Source organism: Rhizobium aureum (assembly GCF_030182495.1).
GTDB classification, from domain to species: Bacteria; Pseudomonadota; Alphaproteobacteria; order Rhizobiales; family Rhizobiaceae; genus Rhizobium; species Rhizobium tropici_C.
In genome coordinates, this window is sequence record NZ_JAQJCI010000004.1 from 305,121 (window position 1) to 330,146 (window position 25,026).

The 25,026-nt window shown below is 58.8% G+C and carries 24 protein-coding genes; 16 read left to right on the top strand and 8 right to left on the bottom strand.

The features are described 5' to 3' along the window. Positions 1–4: 4 nt before the first annotated feature. Positions 5–1,030, bottom strand: coding sequence for an amino acid ABC transporter substrate-binding protein (locus tag PH552_RS12830; protein WP_112340859.1), 1,026 nt, complete (start codon positions 1,028–1,030; stop codon positions 5–7). 371 nt (positions 1,031–1,401) lie between these two features. Here PH552_RS12830 and PH552_RS12835 point away from each other — a divergent pair, with 371 nt between their 5' ends. Beyond that, on the top strand, positions 1,402–2,589 hold the full coding sequence (locus PH552_RS12835) for a cystathionine beta-lyase (RefSeq protein ID WP_113249902.1): 1,188 nt from the start codon (positions 1,402–1,404) through the stop codon (positions 2,587–2,589). A gap of 103 nt (positions 2,590–2,692) precedes the next feature. Here the strand turns inward: PH552_RS12835 and PH552_RS12840 are convergent, their stop codons facing one another. Together PH552_RS12840 and PH552_RS12845 are read right to left on the bottom strand one after the other, a co-directional pair. Further along, positions 2,693–3,856, bottom strand: a complete 1,164-nt coding sequence (locus PH552_RS12840) for an FAD-dependent monooxygenase (RefSeq protein WP_113249903.1) — start codon at positions 3,854–3,856, stop codon at positions 2,693–2,695. Between the two features lie 28 nt (positions 3,857–3,884). Further along, positions 3,885–4,130 (bottom strand): zinc-finger domain-containing protein, encoded by a 246-nt coding sequence (locus tag PH552_RS12845; protein WP_112340856.1) that lies wholly within the window; start codon positions 4,128–4,130, stop codon positions 3,885–3,887. Positions 4,131–4,331: 201 nt separating this feature from the next. On the opposite strand from PH552_RS12845, the gene PH552_RS12850 reads away from it, so the two are divergent. Then, positions 4,332–5,117 carry an alpha/beta fold hydrolase gene (locus tag PH552_RS12850; protein WP_113249904.1) on the top strand — a complete coding sequence of 262 codons (786 nt, stop codon included), beginning with the start codon at positions 4,332–4,334 and terminating at the stop codon, positions 5,115–5,117. An 8-nt stretch (positions 5,118–5,125) separates the two neighbouring features. Here PH552_RS12850 and PH552_RS12855 read toward each other — a convergent pair whose 3' ends face one another. Further along, the gene (locus tag PH552_RS12855) at positions 5,126–5,926 is read right to left on the bottom strand and encodes an enoyl-CoA hydratase-related protein (protein WP_113249905.1); all 801 of its coding nucleotides are present in this window, start codon (positions 5,924–5,926) and stop codon (positions 5,126–5,128) included. 77 nt (positions 5,927–6,003) lie between these two features. On the opposite strand from PH552_RS12855, the gene cysE reads away from it, so the two are divergent. From cysE to clpA, 5 genes are all read left to right on the top strand, one after another. After that, positions 6,004–6,867, top strand: a complete 864-nt coding sequence (cysE, locus tag PH552_RS12860; protein ID WP_285166065.1) for a serine O-acetyltransferase — start codon at positions 6,004–6,006, stop codon at positions 6,865–6,867. A gap of 125 nt (positions 6,868–6,992) precedes the next feature. After that, positions 6,993–7,196: a DUF3126 family protein gene (locus PH552_RS12865; protein ID WP_112340852.1), complete on the top strand. Its 204-nt coding sequence runs from the start codon at positions 6,993–6,995 to the stop codon at positions 7,194–7,196. Positions 7,197–7,546: 350 nt separating this feature from the next. Beyond that, positions 7,547–7,912, top strand: a complete 366-nt coding sequence (locus tag PH552_RS12870; protein ID WP_113249906.1) for a phasin family protein — start codon at positions 7,547–7,549, stop codon at positions 7,910–7,912. A gap of 286 nt (positions 7,913–8,198) precedes the next feature. Then, on the top strand, positions 8,199–8,552 hold the full coding sequence (gene clpS, locus PH552_RS12875) for an ATP-dependent Clp protease adapter ClpS (protein WP_069612294.1): 354 nt from the start codon (positions 8,199–8,201) through the stop codon (positions 8,550–8,552). Between the two features lie 10 nt (positions 8,553–8,562). Next, entirely contained in the window at positions 8,563–11,097 is a 2,535-nt protein-coding gene (gene clpA / locus PH552_RS12880) for an ATP-dependent Clp protease ATP-binding subunit ClpA (RefSeq protein ID WP_112340850.1), read from the top strand. Between the two features lie 107 nt (positions 11,098–11,204). Here the strand turns inward: clpA and PH552_RS12885 are convergent, their stop codons facing one another. The 4 genes from PH552_RS12885 to PH552_RS12900 form a co-directional block, all read right to left on the bottom strand. Further along, on the bottom strand, positions 11,205–11,633 hold the full coding sequence (locus PH552_RS12885; RefSeq protein WP_112340849.1) for an HIT family protein: 429 nt from the start codon (positions 11,631–11,633) through the stop codon (positions 11,205–11,207). Positions 11,634–11,674: 41 nt separating this feature from the next. Then, positions 11,675–12,862, bottom strand: a complete 1,188-nt coding sequence (locus PH552_RS12890) for a GNAT family N-acetyltransferase (RefSeq protein WP_113249908.1) — start codon at positions 12,860–12,862, stop codon at positions 11,675–11,677. A 123-nt stretch (positions 12,863–12,985) separates the two neighbouring features. Further along, on the bottom strand, positions 12,986–13,705 hold the full coding sequence (locus PH552_RS12895; protein WP_183763474.1) for a glycerophosphodiester phosphodiesterase: 720 nt from the start codon (positions 13,703–13,705) through the stop codon (positions 12,986–12,988). After that, positions 13,705–14,172 (bottom strand): RidA family protein, encoded by a 468-nt coding sequence (locus PH552_RS12900; RefSeq protein WP_113249910.1) that lies wholly within the window; start codon positions 14,170–14,172, stop codon positions 13,705–13,707. The genes PH552_RS12895 and PH552_RS12900 overlap by 1 nt, the downstream gene beginning before the upstream one ends. A 135-nt stretch (positions 14,173–14,307) precedes the next feature. On the opposite strand from PH552_RS12900, the gene PH552_RS12905 reads away from it, so the two are divergent. The 9 genes from PH552_RS12905 (at position 14,308) to bamA (ending at position 25,007) form a co-directional block, all read left to right on the top strand. Further along, a complete protein-coding gene (locus PH552_RS12905; RefSeq protein WP_112340845.1) occupies positions 14,308–15,135 on the top strand; it encodes a cell envelope integrity EipB family protein in 828 nt (275 codons plus the stop codon). A 205-nt stretch (positions 15,136–15,340) separates the two neighbouring features. Continuing rightward, positions 15,341–16,108 carry a 30S ribosomal protein S2 gene (rpsB, locus tag PH552_RS12910; RefSeq protein ID WP_047633284.1) on the top strand — a complete coding sequence of 256 codons (768 nt, stop codon included), beginning with the start codon at positions 15,341–15,343 and terminating at the stop codon, positions 16,106–16,108. A gap of 376 nt (positions 16,109–16,484) precedes the next feature. Then, on the top strand, positions 16,485–17,411 hold the full coding sequence (gene tsf, locus PH552_RS12915; RefSeq protein WP_113249911.1) for a translation elongation factor Ts: 927 nt from the start codon (positions 16,485–16,487) through the stop codon (positions 17,409–17,411). Between the two features lie 238 nt (positions 17,412–17,649). Beyond that, positions 17,650–18,369 carry a UMP kinase gene (pyrH, locus tag PH552_RS12920; protein WP_047633286.1) on the top strand — a complete coding sequence of 240 codons (720 nt, stop codon included), beginning with the start codon at positions 17,650–17,652 and terminating at the stop codon, positions 18,367–18,369. A gap of 55 nt (positions 18,370–18,424) precedes the next feature. Continuing rightward, positions 18,425–18,985 carry a ribosome recycling factor gene (gene frr / locus PH552_RS12925; RefSeq protein ID WP_112340843.1) on the top strand — a complete coding sequence of 187 codons (561 nt, stop codon included), beginning with the start codon at positions 18,425–18,427 and terminating at the stop codon, positions 18,983–18,985. 109 nt (positions 18,986–19,094) lie between these two features. Then, positions 19,095–19,841, top strand: a complete 747-nt coding sequence (locus PH552_RS12930; RefSeq protein WP_112340842.1) for an isoprenyl transferase — start codon at positions 19,095–19,097, stop codon at positions 19,839–19,841. Beyond that, positions 19,841–20,674 carry a phosphatidate cytidylyltransferase gene (locus PH552_RS12935; protein WP_113249912.1) on the top strand — a complete coding sequence of 278 codons (834 nt, stop codon included), beginning with the start codon at positions 19,841–19,843 and terminating at the stop codon, positions 20,672–20,674. Before PH552_RS12930 ends, PH552_RS12935 begins: the two co-directional genes overlap by 1 nt. A 125-nt stretch (positions 20,675–20,799) precedes the next feature. Then, entirely contained in the window at positions 20,800–22,473 is a 1,674-nt protein-coding gene (gene rseP / locus PH552_RS12940; protein ID WP_113249913.1) for an RIP metalloprotease RseP, read from the top strand. Positions 22,474–22,673: 200 nt separating this feature from the next. Then, positions 22,674–25,007 carry an outer membrane protein assembly factor BamA gene (bamA, locus tag PH552_RS12945; protein ID WP_112340839.1) on the top strand — a complete coding sequence of 778 codons (2,334 nt, stop codon included), beginning with the start codon at positions 22,674–22,676 and terminating at the stop codon, positions 25,005–25,007. The last annotated feature ends 19 nt before the right edge of the window (positions 25,008–25,026 follow it).

Genomic DNA, 25,026 nt, shown 5'->3' on the forward strand with positions numbered 1-25,026 from the left:
CGGCTTAGCGGACCGGAGGCGCGTACTGGATGCCGCCCTTGTTCCACAGAGCATTGAGGCCGCGAGCGATCTTCAGCGGGCTGCCTGCACCGATGTTGCGGTCGAAGATTTCGCCGTAGTTGCCGACGCCCTTGATGATGTTATAGGCCCAGTCGTTGGTGAGGCCGAGATCGGTGCCGATGGTGGAACCCTGCTCGGCGCCGAGGAAGCGCTTGATATCAGGATTTGCCGAACCCTTCATCTCGTCGACATTCTTCTGCGTGATGCCGAATTCTTCGGCATTAACAAGCGCGTAGGCCGTCCAGCTGACGATATTGAACCACTGGTCGTCACCCTGACGAACGGCCGGGCCGAGCGGCTCCTTGGAGATGATTTCGGGCAGAACGACGTTATCGTCCGGGTTCTTCAGCGTCAGGCGCAGCGAATAGAGGCCGGATTGGTCCGTCGTGTAGACGTCGCAACGGCCGGAGTCATAGGCGGTATTGACTTCCTCGAGCTTGTCGAAGACCACCGGATTGTACTGCAGGTTGTTGGTCTTGAAGTAGTCGGCAAGATTGAGTTCGGTCGTCGTACCGGACTGGACGCAGACGGCAGCGCCGGAGAGTTCGAGCGCCGACTTCACGTTCAGCTCCTTGCGGACCATGAAGCCCTGGCCGTCATAATAGGTGACGGGGCGGAACTTGAGGCCAAGCGCGGTGTCGCGGTTGATGGTCCAGGTCGTGTTGCGAGAAAGCACATCGATTTCGCCCGACTGCAGGGCCGTAAAGCGGTCCTTTGCGCTGAGAGGCGTGTACTTGACCTTGGTCGGATCGCCGAAGACGGCCGAAGCCACTGCCTTGCAGAAGTCGATGTCGAAGCCGGCCCAGTTGCCGGATGCGTCTGGCTGCGCAAAGCCGAGAAGGCCGGTATTCACGCCGCATTGAACAAAGCCCTTGGCCTTTACGTCGCTCAGCGTCGACGCCGAAGCGCCCGACGCGGTGTAGGCCAATGCTGCGGCTCCGAGGAATGCGGAGAGAGCAAACTTTTTCATCTTTCCCAACCTTTGTCTCTTTGTTTTATAGTAAAATGTAATCGCTTCCGAAGCAGGCTCTTGGAGAACCACGTTCCTTCCCCTCCCGGTGCGAGTGGTCCTATCACAGTCGCAAATGGTGTAGCGGTCAAGAGATCGCCTCAATAATTGCGGATTTATTCGGCATTTTTGCCTTTCGCGGCTGAAAAAATGGCGTTTGGCGCCAAAATGGGCGGCATTTTGCCGAAAAACTGCGCGAAATTGGAGTTTTTTCAATGGTTTCGTTATTTTAGCCTTCGAATAAAAAGCACTGCGGGAAGGATCGGGGTTGACCCCACCGGACTTGCCCGCCACAACTCCGGTTTCCTACAGCGCCAAAGGCATATCCGGACATGAAAGACAAAGACACATTGCTGCAGAACGCCGGCATCAACACGCGTTTATCCCATATCGGCAACTCGCCCTTTGATTTTCACGGATTCGTCAATCCGCCCGTCGTCCATGCCTCCACGGTGCTATTCCCCAATGCGCGGGTCATGGAGACGCACGACCAGAAATATACCTATGGCACACGCGGCACGCCGACGACGGATGCGCTCTGCGAGGCGATCGATGCGCTGGAAGGGTCGGCTGGAACGATCCTCGTGCCGTCCGGGCTTGCGGCGGTCACCGTGCCATTCCTCGCTTATTTGTCTGCCGGTGATCATGCCCTGATCGTTGATTCGGTCTACGGTCCGACACGCTTCTTCTGCGACACCATGCTGAAGCGCTTGGGTATCGAGGTTGAGTACTACGATCCCATGATCGGAGTCGGCATCGAACAATTGATCAGACCGAATACCAGGCTGGTTCACACCGAAGCGCCGGGTTCCAATACTTTTGAGATGCAGGATATTCCCGCCATCTCGGCGGCGGCTCACCGGCATGGCTGCGTGGTAACGATGGACAATACCTGGGCGACGCCGCTCTATTTCAAGCCGCTCGATCACGGTGTCGACGTCTCCATTCATGCGGTCACAAAATATCCGGCCGGCCATTCCGATATTCTGATGGGAACCGTCTCCGCCAATGCGGCGCATTGGAAGCAGTTGATCGGCGCGCATGGGCAGCTCGGCCTCTGCGGTGCGCCGGACGATGCCTATCAGGTGCTGCGCGGTCTGCGGACCATGGGTGTGCGCCTGGAGCGGCATCAGGAGAGCGCGCTTGCGATCGCTCAGTGGCTCGAGGGTAGGGAAGAGGTCGCACGCGTACTGCATCCGGCACTACCGAGCTTCCCTGGCCACGAATTGTGGAAGCGCGATTTCAAAGGCGCAAGCGGGATATTCTCTTTCGTTCTCGCAGTCGACGATGCGCAGAAGTTCAAGGCGAAAGCCCATACCTTCCTCGATGCCTTACGCATTTTCGGTCTCGGCTATTCCTGGGGCGGCTTCGAAAGCCTTGCCCTGCACGTCAATCTCAACGACCGGCGCGTCACCAAGGTTCCGACGGAGGGTCCGGTCATCCGCCTGCAGATCGGCCTCGAAGACGTCGCCGATATCAAGGCGGATATCGAGAAGGGCTTCGCCGCAGCTGCTGCATAATTCCTTAAATCGGGATCGATTTAAGGATAAAATTATGCAGCAGGTTGAAAGTGTTACAGCGCCGCGCGTCACATGTGACGCGCGGCGCTGTGGGGAGGCTTGATCAGCCGATGGCGCGATAGCCGTAGATCCAGTCCATGTCCGCCGCGAGGCTTTGCGGCGGACGGAACGAAAGGACGAGGTCGCGCGCCATCCGGATCGGCCCGCGCGCGTGATAGGCGAATTGATTGAAGGCGGCGCGCTGGCGCAGGCGGGCGATACGCGGAGCCCGATGTTTCTCGTAGAGATCGAACGCTTCCGCCAGCGGACGTGTCGCCAGCATACCCGCCAGCTCGAAGGCATCCTCAATCGCCATGGCCGCGCCCTGAGCCGCAAACGGCATCATCGCATGCGCGGCGTCGCCGATCAGGATCGTGTCTTTGCCGTTGTGCCAGCGGCCGGCACCCATCTCGTAGAGTGGCCAGAAGCTCGCCTGTTCCTGTCTTTCCAGCATGTGCAGGATCGCGTCGTTCCAGCCGGAGAAGCCGCGCAGCATACTTTCTCGCTGAACCTTGCTGCCGGTGGCGTTCCAGTCGTGGCTGGCGCTGCTGCCGGAAACGATCGCAACCATATTGAACGCAGCATTTTCCCTGATCGGGTAGCAAACGAGATGGCTGGAGCGGCCGAGAAAGGCCGTGACGCTGGTGCGGTTCAGGATCGACGGCGCGGATGCTTCCGGCATCGTGAAACGCCATGCGATGTTTCCGGAAAAGAGTGGCGAGGGGGCGCCGGGCACGAATGCGCGAGTTTTCGACCAGACGCCATCGGCGCCGATGACGAGATCAAAGTCGCGGTCAGCAATCGCGTCCGGTATCGCTTGGTCTTCAATATCGATGCGTCGGCCAAGATGCAGTCTGCACAGCGCATTGGCGGCGACGGCTTCGAGAAGCGCCTTCTGCAGCGTGGCGCGATGCGCCGTCCCGTAGGGTGCGCCCCACCGGTGTCTTGCAAAATTCCCGCAAGGGACGGATGCGATTTGCCGTAGCGAGGAGCCGGAAACCAGCCGAACCTCGTCAGGCTCCAGCCAGACGGGCCGAAGCGCATCGAGCACGCCAAGCGTATCGAGGATGCGGGAAGCGTTCGGGGATATCTGCAAGCCGGCGCCGACTTCGGTCAGCGCTCCGGCCTGTTCGAAAATGTCCGATTCTATGCCATGTCTTGCCAGCGCCAGCGCTGCCGTCAATCCGGCTATTCCGGCGCCGACGATGGCGGCTCTTTTGACCGGCATCGATTGTGTCCGATCGCAATCGACGGGATTAGGCTGCCTTGAAGTGGAAGACGCAGCCGGCGGGGTTGGTCTGATCCGCCTTCAGCGACGGATTGTAGCGATAAAGCGTCGAGCAGTAGGAGCAGACCTTTTCCGTCTCGTCGCCGAGATCGATGAAGATGTGCGGATGATCGTAGGGAACCGAAGCGCCGGTGCACATGAATTCCTTCACGCCGATTTCGATGACGCGATGTCCGCCGTCGTTCTGGAAATGGGGAATATTGTGGCCGGCCATGATGATCTCCGAATGCGTCCTGCCGTGAGCGGCATGAATGTTGCGCCAGACTTGGTAGCCCCTCTTTATAATCCTTCTTCCCGATTGTGTAGTGCGAAAGTCCGGCTTGATGCAGAGATTTTCGCAGGCATAGGGTTCATTTGATACTGCCGATAAAATATGGTCCGGCGCCAACAGAACCAAGCTTGTAAAGACGAAGCCATGAATTTGAATGCTCCCCGGATGTCCAATTTCGTCAGAGATGGATTGAAGCTTGCCTTTTTCGATGAAGGCGATCCCAGCGGCGCCCCGGTGCTGCTGATTCACGGTTTTGCCTCGACGGCGATTGCGAACTGGGTCAATCCGGGCTGGCTCAAGACATTGGGCGAAGCGGGTTACCGTGTGATCGCCATCGACAATCGTGGCCACGGCTTGAGCGACAAGCTTTATGACGCCGATGTCTACCACCCCTGGATCATGGCCGAGGATGCTGTGGCACTGCTAGACCATCTGGCTATCCCCGAGGCACACGTGATGGGTTATTCCATGGGCGCGCGCGTTGCCACTTTCATGGCGATCGCGCATCCCGATCGTGTCCGCTCGCTGGTGCTGGGGGGCCTTGGCATCGGCATGGTCGAGGGGGTCGGCGACTGGGATCCGATCGCGGACGCTCTGGTGGCGCCGTCGCTCGATGACGTCACGCATCCGCGCGGGCGCATGTTCCGCGCCTTTGCCGAGCAGACCAAAAGCGACCGACACGCGCTGGCCGCCTGTATTCAGGGCTCGCGCGATCTGGCGGCGAGGGAAGATGTGGCAAGGATCGAGGCGCCGGCTTTGATCGCCGTCGGCACCAGGGACGATATTGCCGGCTCCGGTCAGGAATTGGCTGCACTGATGCCGAATGCAGAGGCCATCGACATCCCGAACCGCGATCATATGCTGGCGGTCGGCGATAAGATCTTCAAGGCAGCGGTTCTGGAATTCTACCAGCGCTTGGACAAGCGTTAGGTTTCAAGTCACCTGCCGGTGAAATGGGGTCTGCGCCGCTCGGCAAAAGCAGCGCGGCCCTCGGCATAATCGGCGCTGTCGAAGGTCTCCGCGCCGATCACCTCCGCTTCCCGCAGCAGGTCGGGGTTCTGCTCGATGGCGGCGCGGATCGCGAGTTTCGAGGCGTGCAGCGCGATCGGCGCATTGGCAGCGATCGCGTGGGCGAGGGCGGAGACTTCACTGTCGAAAGCACTTGCGTCGATTTCCTCAAGAAGAAAACCGGCAGCAACCATCTTCTCGCTCGACATGGGCGCGCCCGTGAACAGCGTGACCTTGGCCATCTGCGCTCCGAGGGCATTGATGATGTCCTGCACGGCATCAGCTGGATAGGCGATGCCGAGGCGAACGGCGGGGACGGAAAACCGGGCGCCTCGTTCGGCGATCCGCAAATCGCAGGCCGCCGCCAGTCCGAAGCCGCCGCCATAGCAGATGCCGCGGATTGCAGCGATCGTCGGCACGCGGCAATGCCGGATTGCCTCGAAAGCCCGGCTGTTCAACGCCTCGTAGGAGACCGCTGTCGCGGAGTTCTTGCGCACGCTGTCGAATTCGCTGATATCGGCGCCGGCGGAAAAATCCGCGCCGCTGCCGCGAAGGACGACCACATGCGCGTGCGCTTCGTCGGTCAGGATGCGCACGGCTTGGGGGATGGCGCGCCACATGGCGGCGGTCACCGCATTTTTCCGATCGGGGTTGCTGATCGTGATGGTGCCGATGGCATCGCCGCACGTCGCGCGGATGAGACCGCCGGCAAAATCATGCTCGAAATTCATTACCTGTCCGACCCATTTGTCTTGTGTGGCATTTATTCTATATAATGCACCCCTGACAGAAAATCGGGAGGCCGCCAATGGTCGCAGCAACGGACATTCGCCCAGTAGAGGGCTTGGGCGCGGTTAAGGTCATGGATCCTATCTGGGACAGCATGCGCGAGGAAGCTCGCGCCGCTGCCGAGCGGGATCCGCTGCTTGCCGCCTTCCTCTATTCGACGATCATCAATCACCGTTCGCTGGAGGAATGCGTCATCTATCGCATCTGCGAGCGCCTCGACCATCCCGACATGCAGGCAATCCTCCTGCGGCAAACGTTCGAGGAGATGCTGGCCGACTGGCCCGAATGGGGGTCGATCCTCCGCGTCGATATCCAGGCCGTCTACGACCGTGATCCCGCCTGCCTGCGTTTCCTGGAGCCCGTGCTTTATTTCAAGGGATTCCACGCGTTGCAGACGCATCGCCTCGCGCACTGGCTCTACAATCACGGCCGCCGCGATTTCGCGCTCTATCTGCAGAGCCGTTCCTCCAGCATCTTCCAGACAGACATCAATCCGGCGGCGCGCATCGGCAAGGGAATCTTTCTCGACCACGCGACCGGCCTCGTTGTGGGTGAAACGGCCGTGATCGGCGACAACGTCTCGATCCTGCACGGGGTCACGCTTGGCGGAACCGGCAAGGAAGGCAGCGCCCGTCATCCGAAAATCGCCCATGGCGTATTGATCGGCGCCGGCGCCAAAATTCTCGGCAATATCCAGATCGGCCATTGCTCGCGCATAGCCGCCGGCTCCGTGGTGCTGAAGGAAGTGCCGCCGAAGACGACGGTTGCCGGCGTTCCGGCCAAGGTGGTCGGCGAGGCCGGTTGTTCCGAGCCGTCGCGCTCCATGGATCAGTTGCTCGCCGAACGCATGGTCGTCGATCAGATCTTGGGCGCGGGAATCTAGGAAAAATTCAGCCTGACTTTCGGAGGCTTACGCTATCGGCGGAAAGGTATGCACGCCTCCGGTCTTTACACCGCCGCTTTTCCTATGCAAGAAGCAGCCAACCGAGATCCTCACGGAGAAGCATTGTGAAGCCTGAAGAAATCAAGAAGCTCGACGCCTATTTCAAGCGCACGTTCAACCCGCAGATGGTGGTGAAGGCCCGTCCACGCAAGAACGATTCTGCGGAAGTCTATCTCGGCGAAGAGTTTCTGGGCGTCGTCTATATCGATGATGAAGATGGCGATCGCTCCTATAATTTCTCGATGGCGATCCTGGACGTCGATCTCTGATTTTGTCGATCTCGTATAGTGATTGAACATTCGGGCCGTATTTCATTGAAATGCGGCCTTTTTCTTTGGCAATTGCCGATTTAATCATTCCGTAGCCGTTTTGAATCGCTGCTGCTTTTCCAGTCTAGCTGCCAATATTTTGACCAAAGCCTGTGGTTGCAAGGACGATGATATATATTAGAAAAAACAAAATGATGCGGCGCACTCATCGTCGCCGACACCGTATTGTTATCGGAAATGCAACCAAAGGAAGATATTGCGTCGCACAAGACTACTTGACTAATTGTGCGTCGCATTTAAGCTTTACCCTGTAAACCGGCCGTCGGCCGGCCAACAAGGGACGGAGAAGCATGTTCAATTTCGATGAAGCGAACAAGAAGGGCAAGGAAGCCATGGACACGGCGCTGAAGAGCTATTCCGATGTCACCAAGGGCTTTCAGGCGATTGCTGCCGAAGCTGCAGAATATTCCAAGAAGTCTTTCCAGGATGGTGTTGCACACTTTGAAACGCTCGCCGGCGTCAAGAGCTTCGAAGCTGCCTTCGAACTGCAGAGCAGCTATGTGAAGTCCTCCTATGAAAACTTCATCGCCGAAGCCACCAAGCTCGGCGAAATGTATGCCGATCTCGCCAAGGCTGCCTATAAGCCGTATGAAGCGCCTGTCGCTGCCGCGACCAAGGCTGCCGGCAAGGCCGCCGTAACGGCAACCGCCGCTTAAGTTCTCGCCGAAAGGCAAATTTCCGGAAGGACCGGCTACGCGACGCGTGGCCGGTCTTTTGCGTTTTGGCGCGCCGAACCTGAGCCAAGGATATGCAGCGACTTTTTTGGCCGCAGCCCGCTTTGTCAGCGAATTGTGATTGCAGTGTCCAGCAAGGGGCTTAAAATCACGCCAATATGAACTAAGTTAGAGGTTCGGATATCCGGCCCGACCAAGTGAAGAACCCAACCCCAGTGCCAAGTCGGAATGCGATAGCTTCTGCCGGATGATTTGAGGAATGAATGAAATGATCGCTGAGCCGATCCGGATGCAAAACAACAGCGAAAGGAACGGGGACAACGGAAATCGCGGGACCTCGGTGATTACGCGCACCAAGCCCAAAACCAAGAAACCCAATCTATACCGCGTGCTGCTTCTGAATGATGACTATACGCCCATGGACTTCGTGATCCATATCCTGGAGCGTTTCTTTCAAAAGGATCTCGAGAGTGCCACCCGCATCATGCTTCATGTCCACAATCACGGCGTGGGCGAGTGCGGGATATATACATATGAAGTAGCCGAAACGAAGGTGAGCCAGGTGATGGATTTTGCCCGGCAGCACCAGCATCCGCTGCAATGTGTTATGGAAAAGAAGTGAGGATCTGAACGTGCCAACATTTTCGCCTAGTCTTGAGAAGGCGCTGCATCAGGCACTGACCTACGCGAACGAGCGGCATCACGAGTATGCCACGCTGGAACATCTGCTTTTGGCGCTGGTAGACGACGCCGATGCCGCAGCTGTCATGGGCGCGTGCAATGTTGATCTCGACGCGCTCCGTAAGACTCTGACTGAATACGTCGATAATGAACTTTCCAACCTGGTCACGGGCTATGACGAGGACTCGAAGCCGACCTCCGGCTTCCAGCGCGTCATCCAGCGTGCCGTGATCCATGTGCAATCTTCCGGCCGCGAGGAAGTGACGGGCGCCAATGTTCTCGTTGCGATTTTCGCGGAGCGGGAAAGCCATGCTGCCTTCTTCCTGCAGGAGCAGGAAATGACCCGCTATGATGCGGTCAACTATATCTCCCACGGCATCGGCAAGCGCCCGGGCTCCTCCCAGACCCGCACGCCGCGCGGCGCCGAGGAAAGCGAATCCGAGAGCAAGCCGACCTCCCGCGGCGAGCAGGAGGAGGGTAATGGCAAGAAGCAACAGGATGCGCTGAAGGCCTATTGCGTCAACCTCAACGAGAAGGCCAAAAACGGCAAGATCGATCCGCTGATCGGCCGCAACTCCGAGGTCAACCGCACCATCCAGGTGCTGTGCCGCCGCTCGAAGAACAATCCGCTCTATGTCGGCGACCCCGGCGTCGGCAAGACGGCGATTGCCGAAGGCCTTGCCAAGCGGATCGTCGAGGGTAAGGTTCCGGAAGCTCTGGCCGATGCTACGATCTTTTCGCTCGATATGGGCACGCTACTGGCCGGCACCCGTTATCGCGGCGATTTCGAGGAACGCCTGAAGCAGGTCGTCAAGGAGCTCGAAGAGTATCCGGGCGCTGTGCTGTTCATCGACGAGATCCACACCGTCATCGGTGCGGGCGCCACCTCCGGCGGCGCGATGGATGCGTCGAACCTGCTGAAGCCGGCCCTTTCCTCAGGCGCGATCCGTTGCATCGGTTCGACCACCTACAAGGAATACCGCCAGTTCTTCGAGAAGGATCGGGCACTCGTCCGCCGCTTCCAGAAGATCGACGTCAACGAGCCGAGCATCGAGGATGCCATCGAAATCATGAAGGGCCTGAAGCCCTATTTCGAAGAGTATCACCACCTGCGCTATTCGAACGACGCCATCAAGACGGCCGTGGAGTTGTCGGCTCGCTATATCTCCGACCGCAAGCTGCCGGACAAGGCGATCGACGTGATCGACGAAACGGGTGCCGCACAGATGCTGCTGCCGCCGTCGAAGCGTCGCAAGCTGATCACCGAAAAGGAGATCGAAGCGACCGTCGCGACCATGGCCCGCATTCCGCCGAAGACGGTTTCCAAGGATGACGAGATGGTTCTCGCCAACCTCGAACAGGAACTGCGTTCGGTCGTCTACGGCCAGGATACGGCGATCGAAGCGCTCTCGACCTCGATCAAGCTCGCCCGCGCGGGCCTGCGCGAACCGAACAAGCCGATCGGCTGCTACGTCTTCTCCGGCCCCACAGGCGTCGGTAAGACCGAAGTCGCCAAGCAGCTTGCTTCGTCGCTCGGCGTCGAGCTGCTGCGCTTCGACATGTCGGAATATATGGAGCGTCATACGGTTTCCCGTCTGCTCGGTGCACCTCCCGGCTATGTCGGTTTCGACCAGGGCGGTCTTCTGACCGATGGTGTCGATCAGCATCCGCACAGTGTGGTTCTGCTCGACGAAATCGAGAAGGCGCATCCGGATATCTTCAATATCCTGCTGCAGGTCATGGACCATGGCGCGCTGACCGACCATAACGGCAAGAAGATCGACTTCCGCAACGTCATCCTGATCATGACGACCAATGCGGGCGCTTCGGAAATGGCCAAGGCCGCTATCGGCTTCGGTTCGTCCAAGCGTACGGGTGAGGATGAAGAGGCTCTTAACCGCCTGTTCACGCCGGAATTCCGCAACCGTCTGGATGCGGTCATTCCCTTCGCGCCGTTGCCGACGACTGTTATCCACAAGGTCGTTCAAAAGTTCATCATGCAGCTGGAAGCGCAGCTTTCCGAACGGAATGTGACCTTCGACCTGCACGAGGACGCCATCGCCTGGCTGTCCGAGAAGGGCTATGACGACAAGATGGGCGCCCGTCCGCTGGCGCGCGTCATCCAGGAAAACATCAAGAAGCCGCTGGCGAACGAAATCCTCTTCGGCAAGCTGAAGAAGGGCGGCGTCGTCAACGTCACGGTCGGCAAGAAGGAAGACGGTTCGACCGGCATCCTGCTCGAAGCGATCGCCGACACCGCTCCGATCCGGCCGAAGCCGGAAGCCGAAGTCGGCGATGCGCCGGCCGAGGTGGAAGAGGATGACGGCGATGTCACCGTCAAGGCTAGAAGCCGCGTCGGCAAGGCTGCAACGGCAGCCGACAGCCGCCGCTCGGCCAAGGCCTCGCCTTCGAACGAAAGCGGCGTGTCTGACAGCAAGTCACCGCGCAAGGGCGGCGGCACGGTTCCGAAGGTGCCGCGCAAGTAATCACCGATCGGTGATTTGAGAAAAATGAAACGGCTGCATTAGGGATAATGCAGCCGTTTTCCGTATTTATGCAGAAAAGCTCATAAATACCTTGAGAGTTCAGAGCATCAGGCCAACGCCTCGATGATCTTCCTGGCGTTCTCCGCCAAGACAGCGCCATCCTCCATCTTGCCCGAATGCGGTTTCAGCGCGACTCCTTCGAGGCGCGGGATGACGTGGAAATGCAGATGGAAGACGGTCTGCCCCGCGGGGGGCTCGTTGAACTGCGCGATATAGACGCCGTCCGCTTCGAAGGCTTCCCGAACGGCAACGGCGATCTTCTGCACCACAGTGATAGCCTGCTGCAATGCAGCCGGGTCGGCATCGAAAATATTGCGCGAGGGCGCCTTCGGCACGACAAGCGTATGGCCCGGCGACTGCGGCATCACATCCATGAAGGCGACGGTGTGCTCATCCTCGTAGACGCGGTAGGAAGGGATCTCGCCTTTCAGGATCTTTGCAAAGATATTGTTGTCGTCATAGGCGGGGCTGGTCATCCAGTATCTCCTCGTCTTGCGTTTGTGTTTATGCCGAACGGTTAGATATCCTGCCGCTCACCCTTGCGAAAGGGGCTGTGCTCGGTAAGGATTTCGCTCATCTCCTCCACCTGCTCCCGTTCATGCTTCAGATAGTCGGCAACGGCGCGCCGCAGGCCCTGATGATCAATATAATGCGCGGAATGCGTGATGACGGGAAGATAGCCGCGCGCCAGCTTGTGTTCGCCCTGCGCCCCGGCTTCCACGCGCTTCAAGCCTTTGCTCAGCGCAAAATCGATCGCCTGATGATAGCAGACCTCGAAATGCAGGAAGGGATGATCCTCGATGCAACCCCAATGGCGGCCGTACAGCGTCTCGCCGCCGATGAAGTTGATGGCGCCGGCGATATAACGTCCTTCGCGCTTCGCCATGACGAGCAGGATATCGTCAGGCATGCGCTCGCCGATCAGCGAATAGAATGTCCGGGTGAGATAGGGGCGGCCCCATTTGCGGCCGCCGGTATCCATATAGAAGGCGAAGAACTGATCCCAGATGTTCTCGGTGAGGTCGCTGCCGGTCAGCCAGTCGATGGTGATGCCATGCTCGACCGCCGCGCGCCGTTCCTTCTTCAGCGCCTTGCGTTTGCGCGATGCCAGCGTCTCCAGGAATGCGTCGTGATCGGCATACCCCTCGTTGATGAAGTGGAACTGCTGGTCGGTGCGATGCAGATAGCCGTCGGTTTCGAAAACCGAAACCTCATCTTCCGGCAGGAAGGTGATGTGGGCCGAGGAAACGCCGAGCTGCCGGGTGACTTCTTTCAGGCTTTCGGCGAGCGCGGGCTGCAGCACGTTCCTATCCCGTCCCTCGGCGACGAGCAGCCGCGGCCCGGTGGCGGGTGTGAAGGGAATGGAGCATTGCAGTTTCGGATAATAGCGGCCGCCGGCACGCTCGAAAGCATCGGCCCAGCCATGGTCGAAGACATATTCGCCCTGACTATGGCTCTTCAGATAGCCTACGACGGCACCAAGCAATTCGCCGCGGTCGGTTTCAAGCAGCAGATGATTGCCGAGCCATCCCGTTTTGTCGGTCGCGGAGCCGGACTCCTCGAGCGACGACAGGAAAGCGTGCGAGACGAAGGGGTTGTAGGGCAGGATGCTGCCGGTTCTGGACGCTCCGGCCAGCTTCGACCAGCTCTCCGGGGCGATGTTCTTGAAGGATCGTTCGACTCGAATGGATAATTCGTCTGTCATCAAACTCTTGCGCTTGGAAGGAAGGGAGGGGCTCTCACCGCTGCGCCTCCACCAGGAAGGATATGTCGTAGGCGCAGCGATAATTTGGGTTTGCGCAAAGCCTCTCCTTCAATCGATCCCGATTTATGAGGCCAGGCGCGGGTCAAAACCTTCGAAGGTCATCTGGTCTGCATTGGCAAATGTATGTTTGCGGGCCGCTTCGTCGCGCACGGTCCAGGTGATGACCGGAATACCGCGCTGGCGTTGCGCCGTAACAAAGGGATTCGGCAGGTGGCCGTAAAAGTACGAGATGAAGTCTAGCCCAAGATGCATGGCTTCGTCATGCTGAAAAAACGTCTCGGGCTTGTTTCCTTCGGCCGTCAATCCCACAGGGTAGGGCGCTTCCAGCGCCTTGAGGTCCTTGAGCAGCCAATGGTCGAAACTCATCAGCGCCACATGGCCTTTGTACCCTTCGAGCACTTCGAGCACGGATTCTGCAAAGCCCTCGTCGTCGCCTTCGCGTCCCTTGAGTTCGAGCACGAGCGGCACCTTGCCGTCGCAGAGCCGCAGGAGCTGCTTCAACGTCGGGATCTTGTCCTTGGTGCCGCCGACCGACAGCAGCCCGAGTTCGGCCGAGGTGCGCTCGCGCACTTCGCCCGGCAGGTTGCAGACGCGCTGCAGGTCGTCATCATGGAAGACCACCGGAACGCCGTCGGAGGCATAGTGCAGGTCGCACTCGATGGCAAAGCCCGCCTCGATGGCGCGGCTGAAGGCCGAGAGCGTGTTTTCCCAGACCTCCTTGTTCATGTCATGATAGCCGCGGTGAGCGACGGGACGCTCGGTCAACCAGGCAAGCTTGTTCATTATGCAATTTCCAGAATGGCATCGATTTCAACGGCGGCATTGAGCGGCAGGGCTGCCATGCCGACGGCGGCGCGGGCGTGTTTGCCGGCTTCGCCCAATATATTCGCCAGAAGATTGGATGCGCCGTTGATCACAAGGTGTTGTTCGACGAAATCGGGCGTCGAGGCGACGAAGCCGTTCAGCTTGATCAGCCGCCTGATCCGGCCGAGATCGCCGCCGAGGGCTGCCTTTGCCTGGGCGAGAATATTGATCGCGCAAAGTTCGGCCGCGCGCTGGCCGCCTGCGACATCCACATCCTTGCCGAGATGGCCGGTGACGCCGATCTTGCCGTTTTCCATCGGCAACTGGCCCGACAGATAAAGAAGATTGCCGCTGATGACATAGGGAACATAGTTGGCCGCGGGTGCCGCTGCCTCTGGCAGAACGATGCCGAGTTCCTTCAGGCGACCTTCGATGGCGTCGGACATTTTCATCTCCCGTTTTGTTGTAAAAACTTCAAAAATCCGGCATCAAGACTAAATTCCGTCACTTAGGATCGGCAGCCTCGTTTCAGCCGAAAGCGTTCTTATAACATCGCATGCGAGTCCAACAGGAGATAATGAATGTTCCGCTCGAGTCTTGCTGCCGCCGTCGTTTCGGGGCTGGGCATTCTGTCACTGGGGACTTCGGCCGCCTATGCAGCCGGCCCGAGCGGGCTGATCGCGCATCGCGCCGTCTATGATCTCGAGCTGAAGGATGCTTCCGATCGCTCCGGCATTTCCGGCATGGTCGGCCGCATGGTCTATGAGTTCGAAGGCTCCGATTGCACCGGGTTCACCACCAATTTCCGCTTTGTGACCAAGATCGATACGGGCGATTCCACCCGCGTCAGCGACCAGCAGACGACGACATTCGAGGATCTCGGCAAGCGCCTGTTCCGCTTCGAGACAAAGTCCTTTACCGATAATCAGCTCGACAAGGACGTGCGGGGAGCGGCAAGCGACGATCAGAGGGGCATCAAAGTCGATCTGACGCAGCCGCACAGCAAGCAGGTCGAACTCATCCAAAGCCGCTTCCCGACGGAACATATGCTCGACATCATCCACAACGCCAAGCTTGGCAGGAATTTCTTCGAGGCGCAGGTCTTCGACGGCTCCGATGACGGCGACAAGCCGCTCATCGCCACCACGGTTGTGGGCAAGGCACAGCCTCCGGCCACGGATGATCCCGATGCTGACAAGGCCGGCGCCTTCGCCAAGACATCCTTCTGGCCGGTGACCGTGGCCTATTTCAACGAGAAGTCCACCGGCGACGCCACACCCGTCTACCGCATGTCCTTCAAACTCTACGAGAACGGCATAACGCGTGATCTCACCATGGATTACGGCGACTTCGTATTGACCGGCAAGCTCACCAAGCTCGAGGTTCTCGATACAAAGGCCTGTCAGTAGCCTGCTGCGGGACGGACTGAGATAAGAATCGGCTATTTTGAGCCTCAAGCCTTGCATTCCAAGTGAATCGACTGTATGGGCACCCGCATTCCACACGTAAGGCATGGGATTGTCCGGGAGAAATCCGGATCGTTCCGCCCGGTGGCATTCTCGAAGAGGGTGCTGTTCGCCTTGCGGAGGTTCAACCGGTAAAGGAGACAAAGGCATGGCATTGCCTGATTTTTCTATGCGCCAGCTTCTGGAAGCTGGTGTTCACTTCGGCCACCAGACGCATCGCTGGAACCCGAAGATGAAGCCCTACATTTTCGGCGATCGTAACAACATCCACATCATCGACCTCGCCCAGACGGTTCCGATGCTGAGCCGCGCCCTGCAGGTCGTCAGCGACACCGTTGCTCGCGGCGGCCGCGTTCTGTTCGTCGGCACCAAGCGTCAGGCGTCCGAACTGATCGCCGACAGCGCCAAGCGTTCGGCTCAGTACTACGTCAACGCCCGCTGGCTCGGCGGCATGATGACCAACTGGAAGACGATCTCCAACTCGATCCAGCGTCTGCGCAAGCTCGACGAAATCCTCTCCGGCGAAGCCCAGGGCTTCACCAAGAAGGAGCGTCTGAACCTTGAGCGCGAGCGCGAAAAGCTCGACAAGGCCCTCGGCGGTATCAAGGACATGGGCGGCACGCCGGACCTGATGTTCATCATCGACACCAACAAGGAAAAGATCGCGATCGACGAAGCCAAGCGCCTCGGCATCCCGGTCGTCGCCATCATCGACTCGAACTGCGATCCGGACCTCATCGACTACCCGATCCCGGGCAACGACGACGCTTCGCGCGCCATCGCTCTCTACTGCGACCTGATCTCGCGCGCTGCCATCGACGGCATTGCTCGCCAGCAGAGCGCATCGGGCCGTGATCTCGGCGCTTCCGAAGAAGCTCCGGTCGAGCCGACCCTGGCGGACGGCACCGAAGCCTGATCGCGCCAAGAGGCGGACAATATACCGTCCGCCCAAGCGCAATGACATCCGGGATAAGGCCGTTTGCGACTTCAACAAGTTCGAGCGGCCTTATCGCGTTTTTGGTAACTGCTTGCCCGCTGCATAATTCCTTAAATCGGAATCGATTTAAGGGTAAATTATGCAGCAGATTTAAGGTGCTACAGCGACCTTTGCGCGTCATCTGTGACGCGTGGCGCTGTAGGCGGAAAATCCAGGCATGTTCCAATCAAGAATTCCACAGTATGACGCTGCTTCATAACGCTGTCATACTTACGGGTACATTTCGTCCCTCAAATCGGTGCCGCTTCGGCTTAATGCCTTCTGCCGCACCGTATGAACCGACAAGAGGAAGCTTATGACCGAGATTACGGCTGCACTGGTGAAAGAACTGCGCGAAAAGTCTGGCGCAGGCATGATGGACTGCAAGAAGGCGCTGACCGAAACGAACGGCGATATCGAAGCCGCGATCGACTGGCTGCGCGCCAAGGGCATCTCCAAGGCCGATAAGAAGTCCGGCCGCACCGCCGCTGAAGGCCTGGTTGCCATTGCTGGCGCCGGTCACAAGGCCGTTGTTGTCGAGCTCAACTCCGAGACCGACTTCGTTGCTCGTAACGACGCCTTCCAGGACCTCGCTCGCGGCATCGCCGAAGTCGCGCTGTCCACCAACGGCACGGTCGAAGCCATTTCGGCTGCGACCTATCCCGCATCCGGCAAGCCGGTCGCCGACGCCATCAAGGACGCGATCGCCACCATCGGCGAGAACATGACGCTCCGTCGTGCCGCCAAGCTGGAAGTCGAGCACGGTGTCGTCGCGACCTACATCCATAACGCTGCTGGCGACGGTATCGGCAAGCTCGGCGTTCTGGTCGCCCTGAAGTCGGTCGGTGACAAGGCTGTTCTGACGTCGATCGGCCGCCAGATTGCCATGCACATTGCTGCTACCAACCCGCTGGCTATCCGCGCCGAAGAAGTCGATGCCGCCGTCGCCGAGCGCGAACGCAACGTCTTCATCGAGCAGTCCCGCGAATCCGGCAAGCCGGAAGCCATCATCGAAAAGATGGTCGAAGGCCGCATGCGTAAGTTCTTCGAGGAAGTCGCTCTTCTTTCGCAGGCTTTCGTCATCAATCCGGACCTGACGGTTGGCGCTGCCCTCAAGGAAGCTGAAAAGACCGCCGGCGCCCCGATCGAAATCACCGGCATGGCCCGCCTGCTGCTCGGCGAAGGCGTCGAGAAGGAAGAAAGTGACTTCGCTGCGGAAGTTGCGGCTGTCGCCAAGGGCTGATCTGAGCATTTCCAGGAAAAGTGCATAGCGGTTTTCCGTTCGGAATGCGTAAGGAAACAAAACGATAGGGCTTTTCCGCAATTTGAAGAAGTGCGGAAAAGCACGGTCGAAAAGAGACATATCCCGGTTTGGCGAAACCATATCAGGGAAAACGTATGGGCATCGCGTGACAACGCGGTGCCCTTCGTGTATCCGGCTTGCACAATCATTTCCCCGATGATCACTTCAAGGAGCTACGATGTCCCAGCCGATCTACAAGCGCGTGTTGCTCAAGGCCTCCGGTGAAGCTCTGATGGGCAGTCAGGGCTTCGGCATCGACGTGACCGTCGCCGACCGGATTGCCGGCGATATCGCGCAGGCGCGCGCGATGGGCGTCGAGGTCGGCGTCGTCGTCGGCGGCGGCAATATCTTCCGCGGCGTTGCCGTGGCCTCGAAGGGCGGCGACCGGGTGACCGGCGACCATATGGGCATGCTCGGCACCGTCATCAATGCGTTGGCGCTTGCGACCTCGCTGCGCAAGCTCGATATCGACACCGTGGTGCTCTCCGCCATTTCCATGCCGGAAATCTGCGAAAGCTTCTCGCAGCGCGCGACGCTTTATCATCTCTCGCTCGGTCGCGTGGTGATCTTTGCCGGCGGCACCGGCAATCCGTTCTTCACGACGGATTCCGCCGCTGCGCTGCGAGCCGCCGAGATGGGCGCGGAAGCGATCTTCAAGGGAACGCAGGTCGACGGCATCTACTCCGCCGATCCGAAGAAATTCCCCGATGCCGAGCGCTTCGACCATCTGACGCACAGCCAGGTGCTTGAGAAGGGATTGGCCGTCATGGATGTGGCCGCCGTGGCGCTCGCGCGCGAGAACTCCATTCCGATCGTCGTCTTCTCCATCCACGAGAAGGGCGGTTTCGCGGAAATCTTGACCGGCGGCGGCCGCAAGACCATCGTATCAGACAATTGACGTTCCTATGGCGCCGGGCATGCCCGGTGCCGCCTTATTCGACGGGAGTATGAACATGAGTGAAGGCACCGACCTTAAGGAACTGAAGCGCCGCATGGATGGCGCCATCTCGGCATTCAAGAGCGATATCGCCTCTCTGCGCACCGGGCGTGCGTCCGCCAACATCCTCGATCCGGTCACGATCGAAGCCTATGGTTCGCGCATGCCGCTGAACCAGGTCGCCAACATCACAGTACCGGAGCCGCGTATGCTGACGGTTTCGGTGTGGGACAAGTCGATGGTCAGCGCTGTCGAGCGTGCCATCCGGGAATCCAATCTCGGCCTTAATCCCATCGTCGACGGCCAGAACCTGCGCATCCCACTGCCGGAGCTAAACGAAGAGCGCCGCCGTTCGCTGGTGAAGGTCGCCCACGAATACGCGGAAAAGGCGAAGGTTGCGATTCGCCACGTTCGCCGCGATGGCATGGATGGTCTCAAAAAGGCCGAAAAGGACGGTGTAATCGGCCAGGACGAGAGCCGCTCTCTCTCCGAACGTGTGCAGAAGATGACGGATGAGACGATTTCGGAAATCGATCGCTTGCTAGCCGACAAAGAAAAGGAAATCATGCACGTCTGATCGCATGCCGGGGAGAGGCCGCGCTTTTGATTTGGCAATATTGAAAGCGGTGGCCGCGCCCTAGATTACGAGACCAGAGCGTATTTCCGCCGAACGAAACCGGACCCATATGTCAGCTCCCATGTTCTCTGTCGTACCCGAACACGTTGCCATCATCATGGATGGTAACGGTCGCTGGGCCAATGCACGCGGCCTGCCGCGCACCATGGGTCACCGCAAGGGCGTGGAGGCAGTCAGGGAAACGGTCCGGGCTGCCGGCGATATCGGCATCAAATACCTGACGCTGTTTGCCTTTTCCTCGGAAAACTGGCGCCGCCCCGAGACTGAGGTCAGCGATTTGCTAGGCTTGCTCAAGGCCTTCATTCGGCGCGATCTCGCAGAACTTCATCGGCAGAACGTCCGGATTCGCGTCATCGGCGATCGCAGCAACCTGCGCGGCGATATTCTGCCTCTGTTGATCGAGGCGGAGGAAACCACCCGGAATAATACGGCCCTGACGCTGGTGATCGCCTTCAATTATGGCTCGCGCGACGAGATCACCCGCGCCTTCGCGAGCCTCGCAAGAGATGTCGAGGCCGGGCGGCTGCGTCCGCAGGACATCAGCCCGGAACTGGTCGATGCCCGTCTCGACACTGCCGGAATTCCCGATCCCGACCTCATTATCCGTACGAGCGGCGAGGAACGGCTTTCGAATTTCCTGTTGTGGCAGGCCGCTTATTCCGAGTTCATGTTCGTGCCGGACTATTGGCCTGATTTCAGCCGTGATCTGTTCTTCTCCGCGCTGGAAAAATATGCAGCGCGCGACCGGCGCTTTGGCGGCCTTTCCGCCAAGCAGGCGGCCGCCGTGGGGTCCTGATGAGCCGCGAACTCAGGCTGCGCATTATTTCCGGCATCATTCTCGCCGTCATCGTCCTTGTCGCCACTTGGTATGGCGGCTTGAGCTTTCGTCTTCTTTCGGCTGCGATCGGTCTGCTCGTCTATTACGAATGGTCGACGATAACGGATCTGCATGGCCGTGATCCCCAGGGAAATGCCCTCGGCTGGCTTGGTCTCGTGCTGATTGCCGGGGCGACGGTCCTGGGCGAATCCGTTTATTCCATCGAAATTCTGGCGGTCTTCGCCATTGTCACGGCGATCATGGTCGGGGTTCGCGCCAGAAGCTGGTGGCTGCCGGCCGGCATATTCTATTCCGGACTGACGACGATTGCGCTTTCGGAGATTCGCGATGACGATCTGCGCGGCTTCGTGCTGATGCTGTTTGTTTTCGCCACCGTGTGGGCAACGGATATTCTTGCCTATTTCGTCGGGCGCGCCATCGGTGGCCCAAAGCTTGCCCCGCGTATCTCGCCGGGCAAGACATGGTCGGGCGCAATCGGCGGTGCCATCGCGGCGGTCATCGCGGGAACCGCGGTCGTCTGGAGCTTCTTCTCCGCCGATGAGCTGCGGATTCCCATCCTTGCCCTAGTGCTTTCCGTGTGCAGCCAGATCGGCGATTTGTTCGAGTCGTTCATCAAGCGCAAGTTTGGCGTGAAAGACTCCAGCCATCTGATTCCCGGCCATGGCGGTGTCATGGATCGGGTCGATGGACTAATTTTTGCTTGTTTTGCAGCGTTTTTGTTGGCTATCGTAATGTCGCTGACAATGAGCGGCGAGACCTTTTCATTGGGCGGCGTTCTGCTCGGGGTCTGATACCAGAGCAATCCCGGGAAAACTGCGCAGCGGTTTTCCGTCGGGAATTGCGAGAAAACAGAAGAATGGAACGGTTCGGTGCTTCCGTGAAAGCTGAACCGCTCTAACACGAACAGGATCGTTGCATGGGTAGCGCGGCTGGCTTCATCGGTTTCTTGACGAACAACGTCATCACGTTTGTCTTCGTCCTGTCGCTGCTCGTTTTCGTGCATGAGATGGGGCACTATCTGGTCGGCCGCTGGTCCGGCATCCGCATCATGGCTTTTTCGATCGGTTTCGGCCCGGAGATCGCCGGATTTACCGATCGGCACGGCACGCGCTGGAAGCTTTCGCTCATCCCGCTCGGCGGCTATGTGCGCTTCTTCGGTGACGAGGATGCCTCCAGCAAGACTGATGTGGATCAGCTTTCCGCCATGACGGAGGAGGAGCGGGCGCAGTCCTTTGCCGGTGCCAGGCTCTGGAAGAGGGCCGCTACGGTTGCGGCCGGCCCGATTGCCAATTTCCTTCTTGCCATCGTGATCTTCGCCGTCCTTTTCAGCATCTATGGCCGCACGGTCGCCGATCCGGTCGTCGCCATGGTGACGCGTGACGGCGCTGCTGCCGAAGCCGGCATTGAGCCAGGCGACCGTCTTGTTGCCATCGACGGCAATAAGGTGGCGACATTCGATGAAGTGCAACGCTATGTCGGTCTTCGCCCAGGCCGTACCATCGTTCTGACGGTCGAGCGCGACGGCCAGAAACGCGATTTCCAGATCGTGCCGAAGCTCGTCGAAGATACGGATCAGTTCGGCAACAAGATGGAAATGGGCCGCATTGGTATTGCGCTCGTCGATCCGGTGGTGACCGCGGTTGAGCCGGGAGGTCCGGCCGCCAAGGCTGGCTTGCAGGCAGGCGACCGGCTGATCGCGGTCGACGGCAATAACGTCGCGACCTATTACGATATCGGCCGCTACGTGGCCGACCGTCCCGGCAAGAGCATCGTGCTGACCATACAGCGCAGCGGCACGGTCCGCGATGTCCCGATCATGCCCGAGACGCTTGTCGATACCGATGCGTCCGGTAACAAAAAGGATATCGGCAGCATCGGAATCGCACCGATCGATCCGATCATTGCCTCGATCGGTTCCGACAGTCCTGCTCAGATGGCCGGCCTGGAGCTTGGTGACCGCATTCTTTCTGTGGATGGACGGGACATCGGCTCCATCGGCGAAGTGCAGCGCTATGCGGCTGGTCACGCCGATAAGGCCATGGCCCTGACGGTCAAGCGCGACGGCCAGACGCGCGACCTGACGGTGACGCCCAGGAAGTCGGCGGAGACCGATGCCTTCGGTGCGCAGACGGAGATCGCTACCATCGGCATCACCGACGGCCAGAAGCCGATCAAGCTGCGCTATGAGGCCTATGGGCCGCTCCGGGCGCTTGCTGAAGGTGTGAAGCAGACCGGCAGCATCGTTTCCGGCACTTTCGAATATATCGGCAATGTCATCGGCGGTTATATGAAGGCCGATCAGCTGGGAGGCCCAATCAGGGTTGCGCAACTTTCGGGACAAATGGCAACCTTGGGTTTTGCAGCGGTGCTCCAATTCGCCGCCATACTTTCTGTTTCAATAGGGTTATTAAATTTGATGCCCGTGCCGGTACTTGATGGCGGGCATCTGATGTTCTATGCGATTGAAGCCGTAAGGGGAAAACCCTTGGGTGCAAGGGCGCAGGATATCGCTTTCCGGATCGGATTTGCGATGGTGCTCTCACTCATGGTGTTTGCGACCTGGAACGACATCAGTTCCAGAATAGGCTAGTGGGGCTACGACGAGAGGAAATTACGATTTATTTACGATGTTTCAAAGCTGTAGTGGCGAATGAGCCACGCTTTGAAATGAAGTAAACAGAAATTAACGTGCTCCCTTGCTTGTATGTCAAAAGCGGGTAAAACGACACACGTGGCCGGAATCGGGTTCGCTCGAGGCTGGGGACGATTGAAAAAAGGTAAGAAGTGAAAATGAAGGCTGGTTCAAAATTTTTGAACGCAGTGTCGGCGGTAGCGCTGTCTGCTGGTGTTGTTGCGTCTGGCGCTGGTGTTGTCACCCTTGCCTCTGCCTCGGTCGCGGAAGCAGCTGTCATTCAGCGCGTTGATGTTCGCGGTGCGGAACGTGTCGGCGCGACGGCAGTTCGCGACAATATCACGATCAAGCCCGGAAAGAACTTCTCCCCCGGCGACATCGACGCTTCGGTGAAGCAGCTTTATGCCACCGGATATTTTTCCGATGTTCACATTACGGTTTCGGGCGGCACCCTGGTCGTAACGGTCAAGGAAAACAAGCTCATCAACGCCGTGGTCTTCAACGGCAACCGCAAGATCAAGGACGACAAGCTTCAGGGCATCATTCAGACCCATTCGGCAGGCCCGTACAACGAGGCTAGCGTTCAGGCTGATATCAAGACCATCAAGGATGCCTACGCTTCGATCGGTCGTAACGATGTCGAGGTGACGACGCAGACCGCGGAAGTCTCTCCGGGCCGCCTCAACGTCGCATTCGTCATCAACGAAGGCGATCGCACCAAGATCGACAAGATCAATTTCTCGGGCAATCAGGCCTATGGCAGTGGCCGCTTGGCTTCGGTGATCAGCACCAAGAAGAGCAACTTCCTGTCGTTCCTGACCCGTAAGGACGTCTACAGCCCTGAGCGCCAGCAGGCCGACCAGGATGCGCTGCGTCAGTTCTACTACAATCACGGCTACGCCGATTTCCGCATCGTCAGCGCCGACGCGACGTTGAACGAGCAGAACAACGAATACACGCTGAACTTCAACGTGGACGAAGGTCCGCGTTACACCTATGGCGACATCAATGTGGTCTCAACGGTCGAGGGCATCAATGCCGACGAGCTGAAGGGTCTCATCATCACCCACAAGGGCGATGTCTATAGCGCCAAGGATATCCAGACCTCGATCGAGAACATTTCCAAGCGCGTAGCCTCCGCTGGCTATCCGTTCGCCCGCATCACGCCGCGTGGCAATCGCGATCTGTCCGGTCACACCATCGGTATCGAGTATCTGGTCGATCAGGGCGAGCGCGCCTATGTCGAGCGGATCGAAATCCGCGGTAACACCCGTACGCGCGATTACGTCATCCGCCGCGAGTTCGATCTCAACGAAGGCGATGCCTTCAATCAGGAAATGATCACGCGCGCCAAGCGCCGCCTCGATGCGCTGGGCTATTTCACCAAGGTCGATATCTCGACGGCGCAGGGCAGTGCTGCCGACCGCGTCATCGTGATCGTCAACGTCGAAGACCAGCCGACCGGCTCCTTCGGCATCGGTGCCGGTTACGCTGTCGGCAACAACGGTGGCCTGCTGCTTGAAGCTTCGGTCGAAGAAAAGAACTTCCTTGGTCGTGGCCAGTACATCCGTATTGCGGCCGGCGCCGGCACGGAAGGTAACCGCACCTACAACATCTCGTTCACCGAGCCCTATTTCCTCGGCTACCGCCTTGCTGCTGGTTTCGATATCTTCAAGAACCAGACGTCGAGCGACGACTTCTACGATTACTCGGAAGAAGGCTTCTCGCTGCGTGTCACCGCGCCGATCACCGAGAACTTCGCGACGACCCTGCGCTATAACTACAAGCGCCTGACCTACGATGGCACGAGTGATTGGCAGAACAATCTCTCTGCTCCGTATCTCAACCTCGTCGAGAACGGTCCTTGGACGCAGTCGACTATTTCGCAGACATTCACCTACAACACGCTTGATGATCAGAACCTGCCGCGCGAGGGCATCATCGCCAAGTTCACGCATGAATATGCTGGACTCGGCGGCGACTCCGACTTCTACAAGCTGAGCGGTAAGGCTCGTTACTACCAGATGATCAGCGACGAAGCCGATATCATCGGCTCGCTTACCGTTGGTGCCGGTTACGTGATGCCCACGGATGGCAAGCTGAACGTCTTCGATCAGTTCACGCTCGGCGGCCGTGAAATCCGCGGCTTCGAGAATGCCGGTATCGGCCCGCGTTCGTCGCATGGCGATCCGCTCGGTGGTACGACCTACTTCACGGCTTCGGCTGAAGCCAGCATGCCGATGCCGGGTGTGCCGCAGGATATCGGTCTGCGCATTGCAGCCTTCGCCGACGCGGGCACGCTCTATGGCAACAAGGCGAATCTCTTCGGCGATACGCTTCACAATGATAGCTCAATCCGCGCATCGCTCGGTGCCGGTCTGATCTGGTCGTCGCCGTTCGGTGTCATCCGCGTTGACTACGCCGTGCCGGTCTTGAAGGAAGATTACGACAAGACTGAGAATTTCCGGTTTGGCATCGCCAACCAGTTCTGATATCGGCAGTCCAGAACTT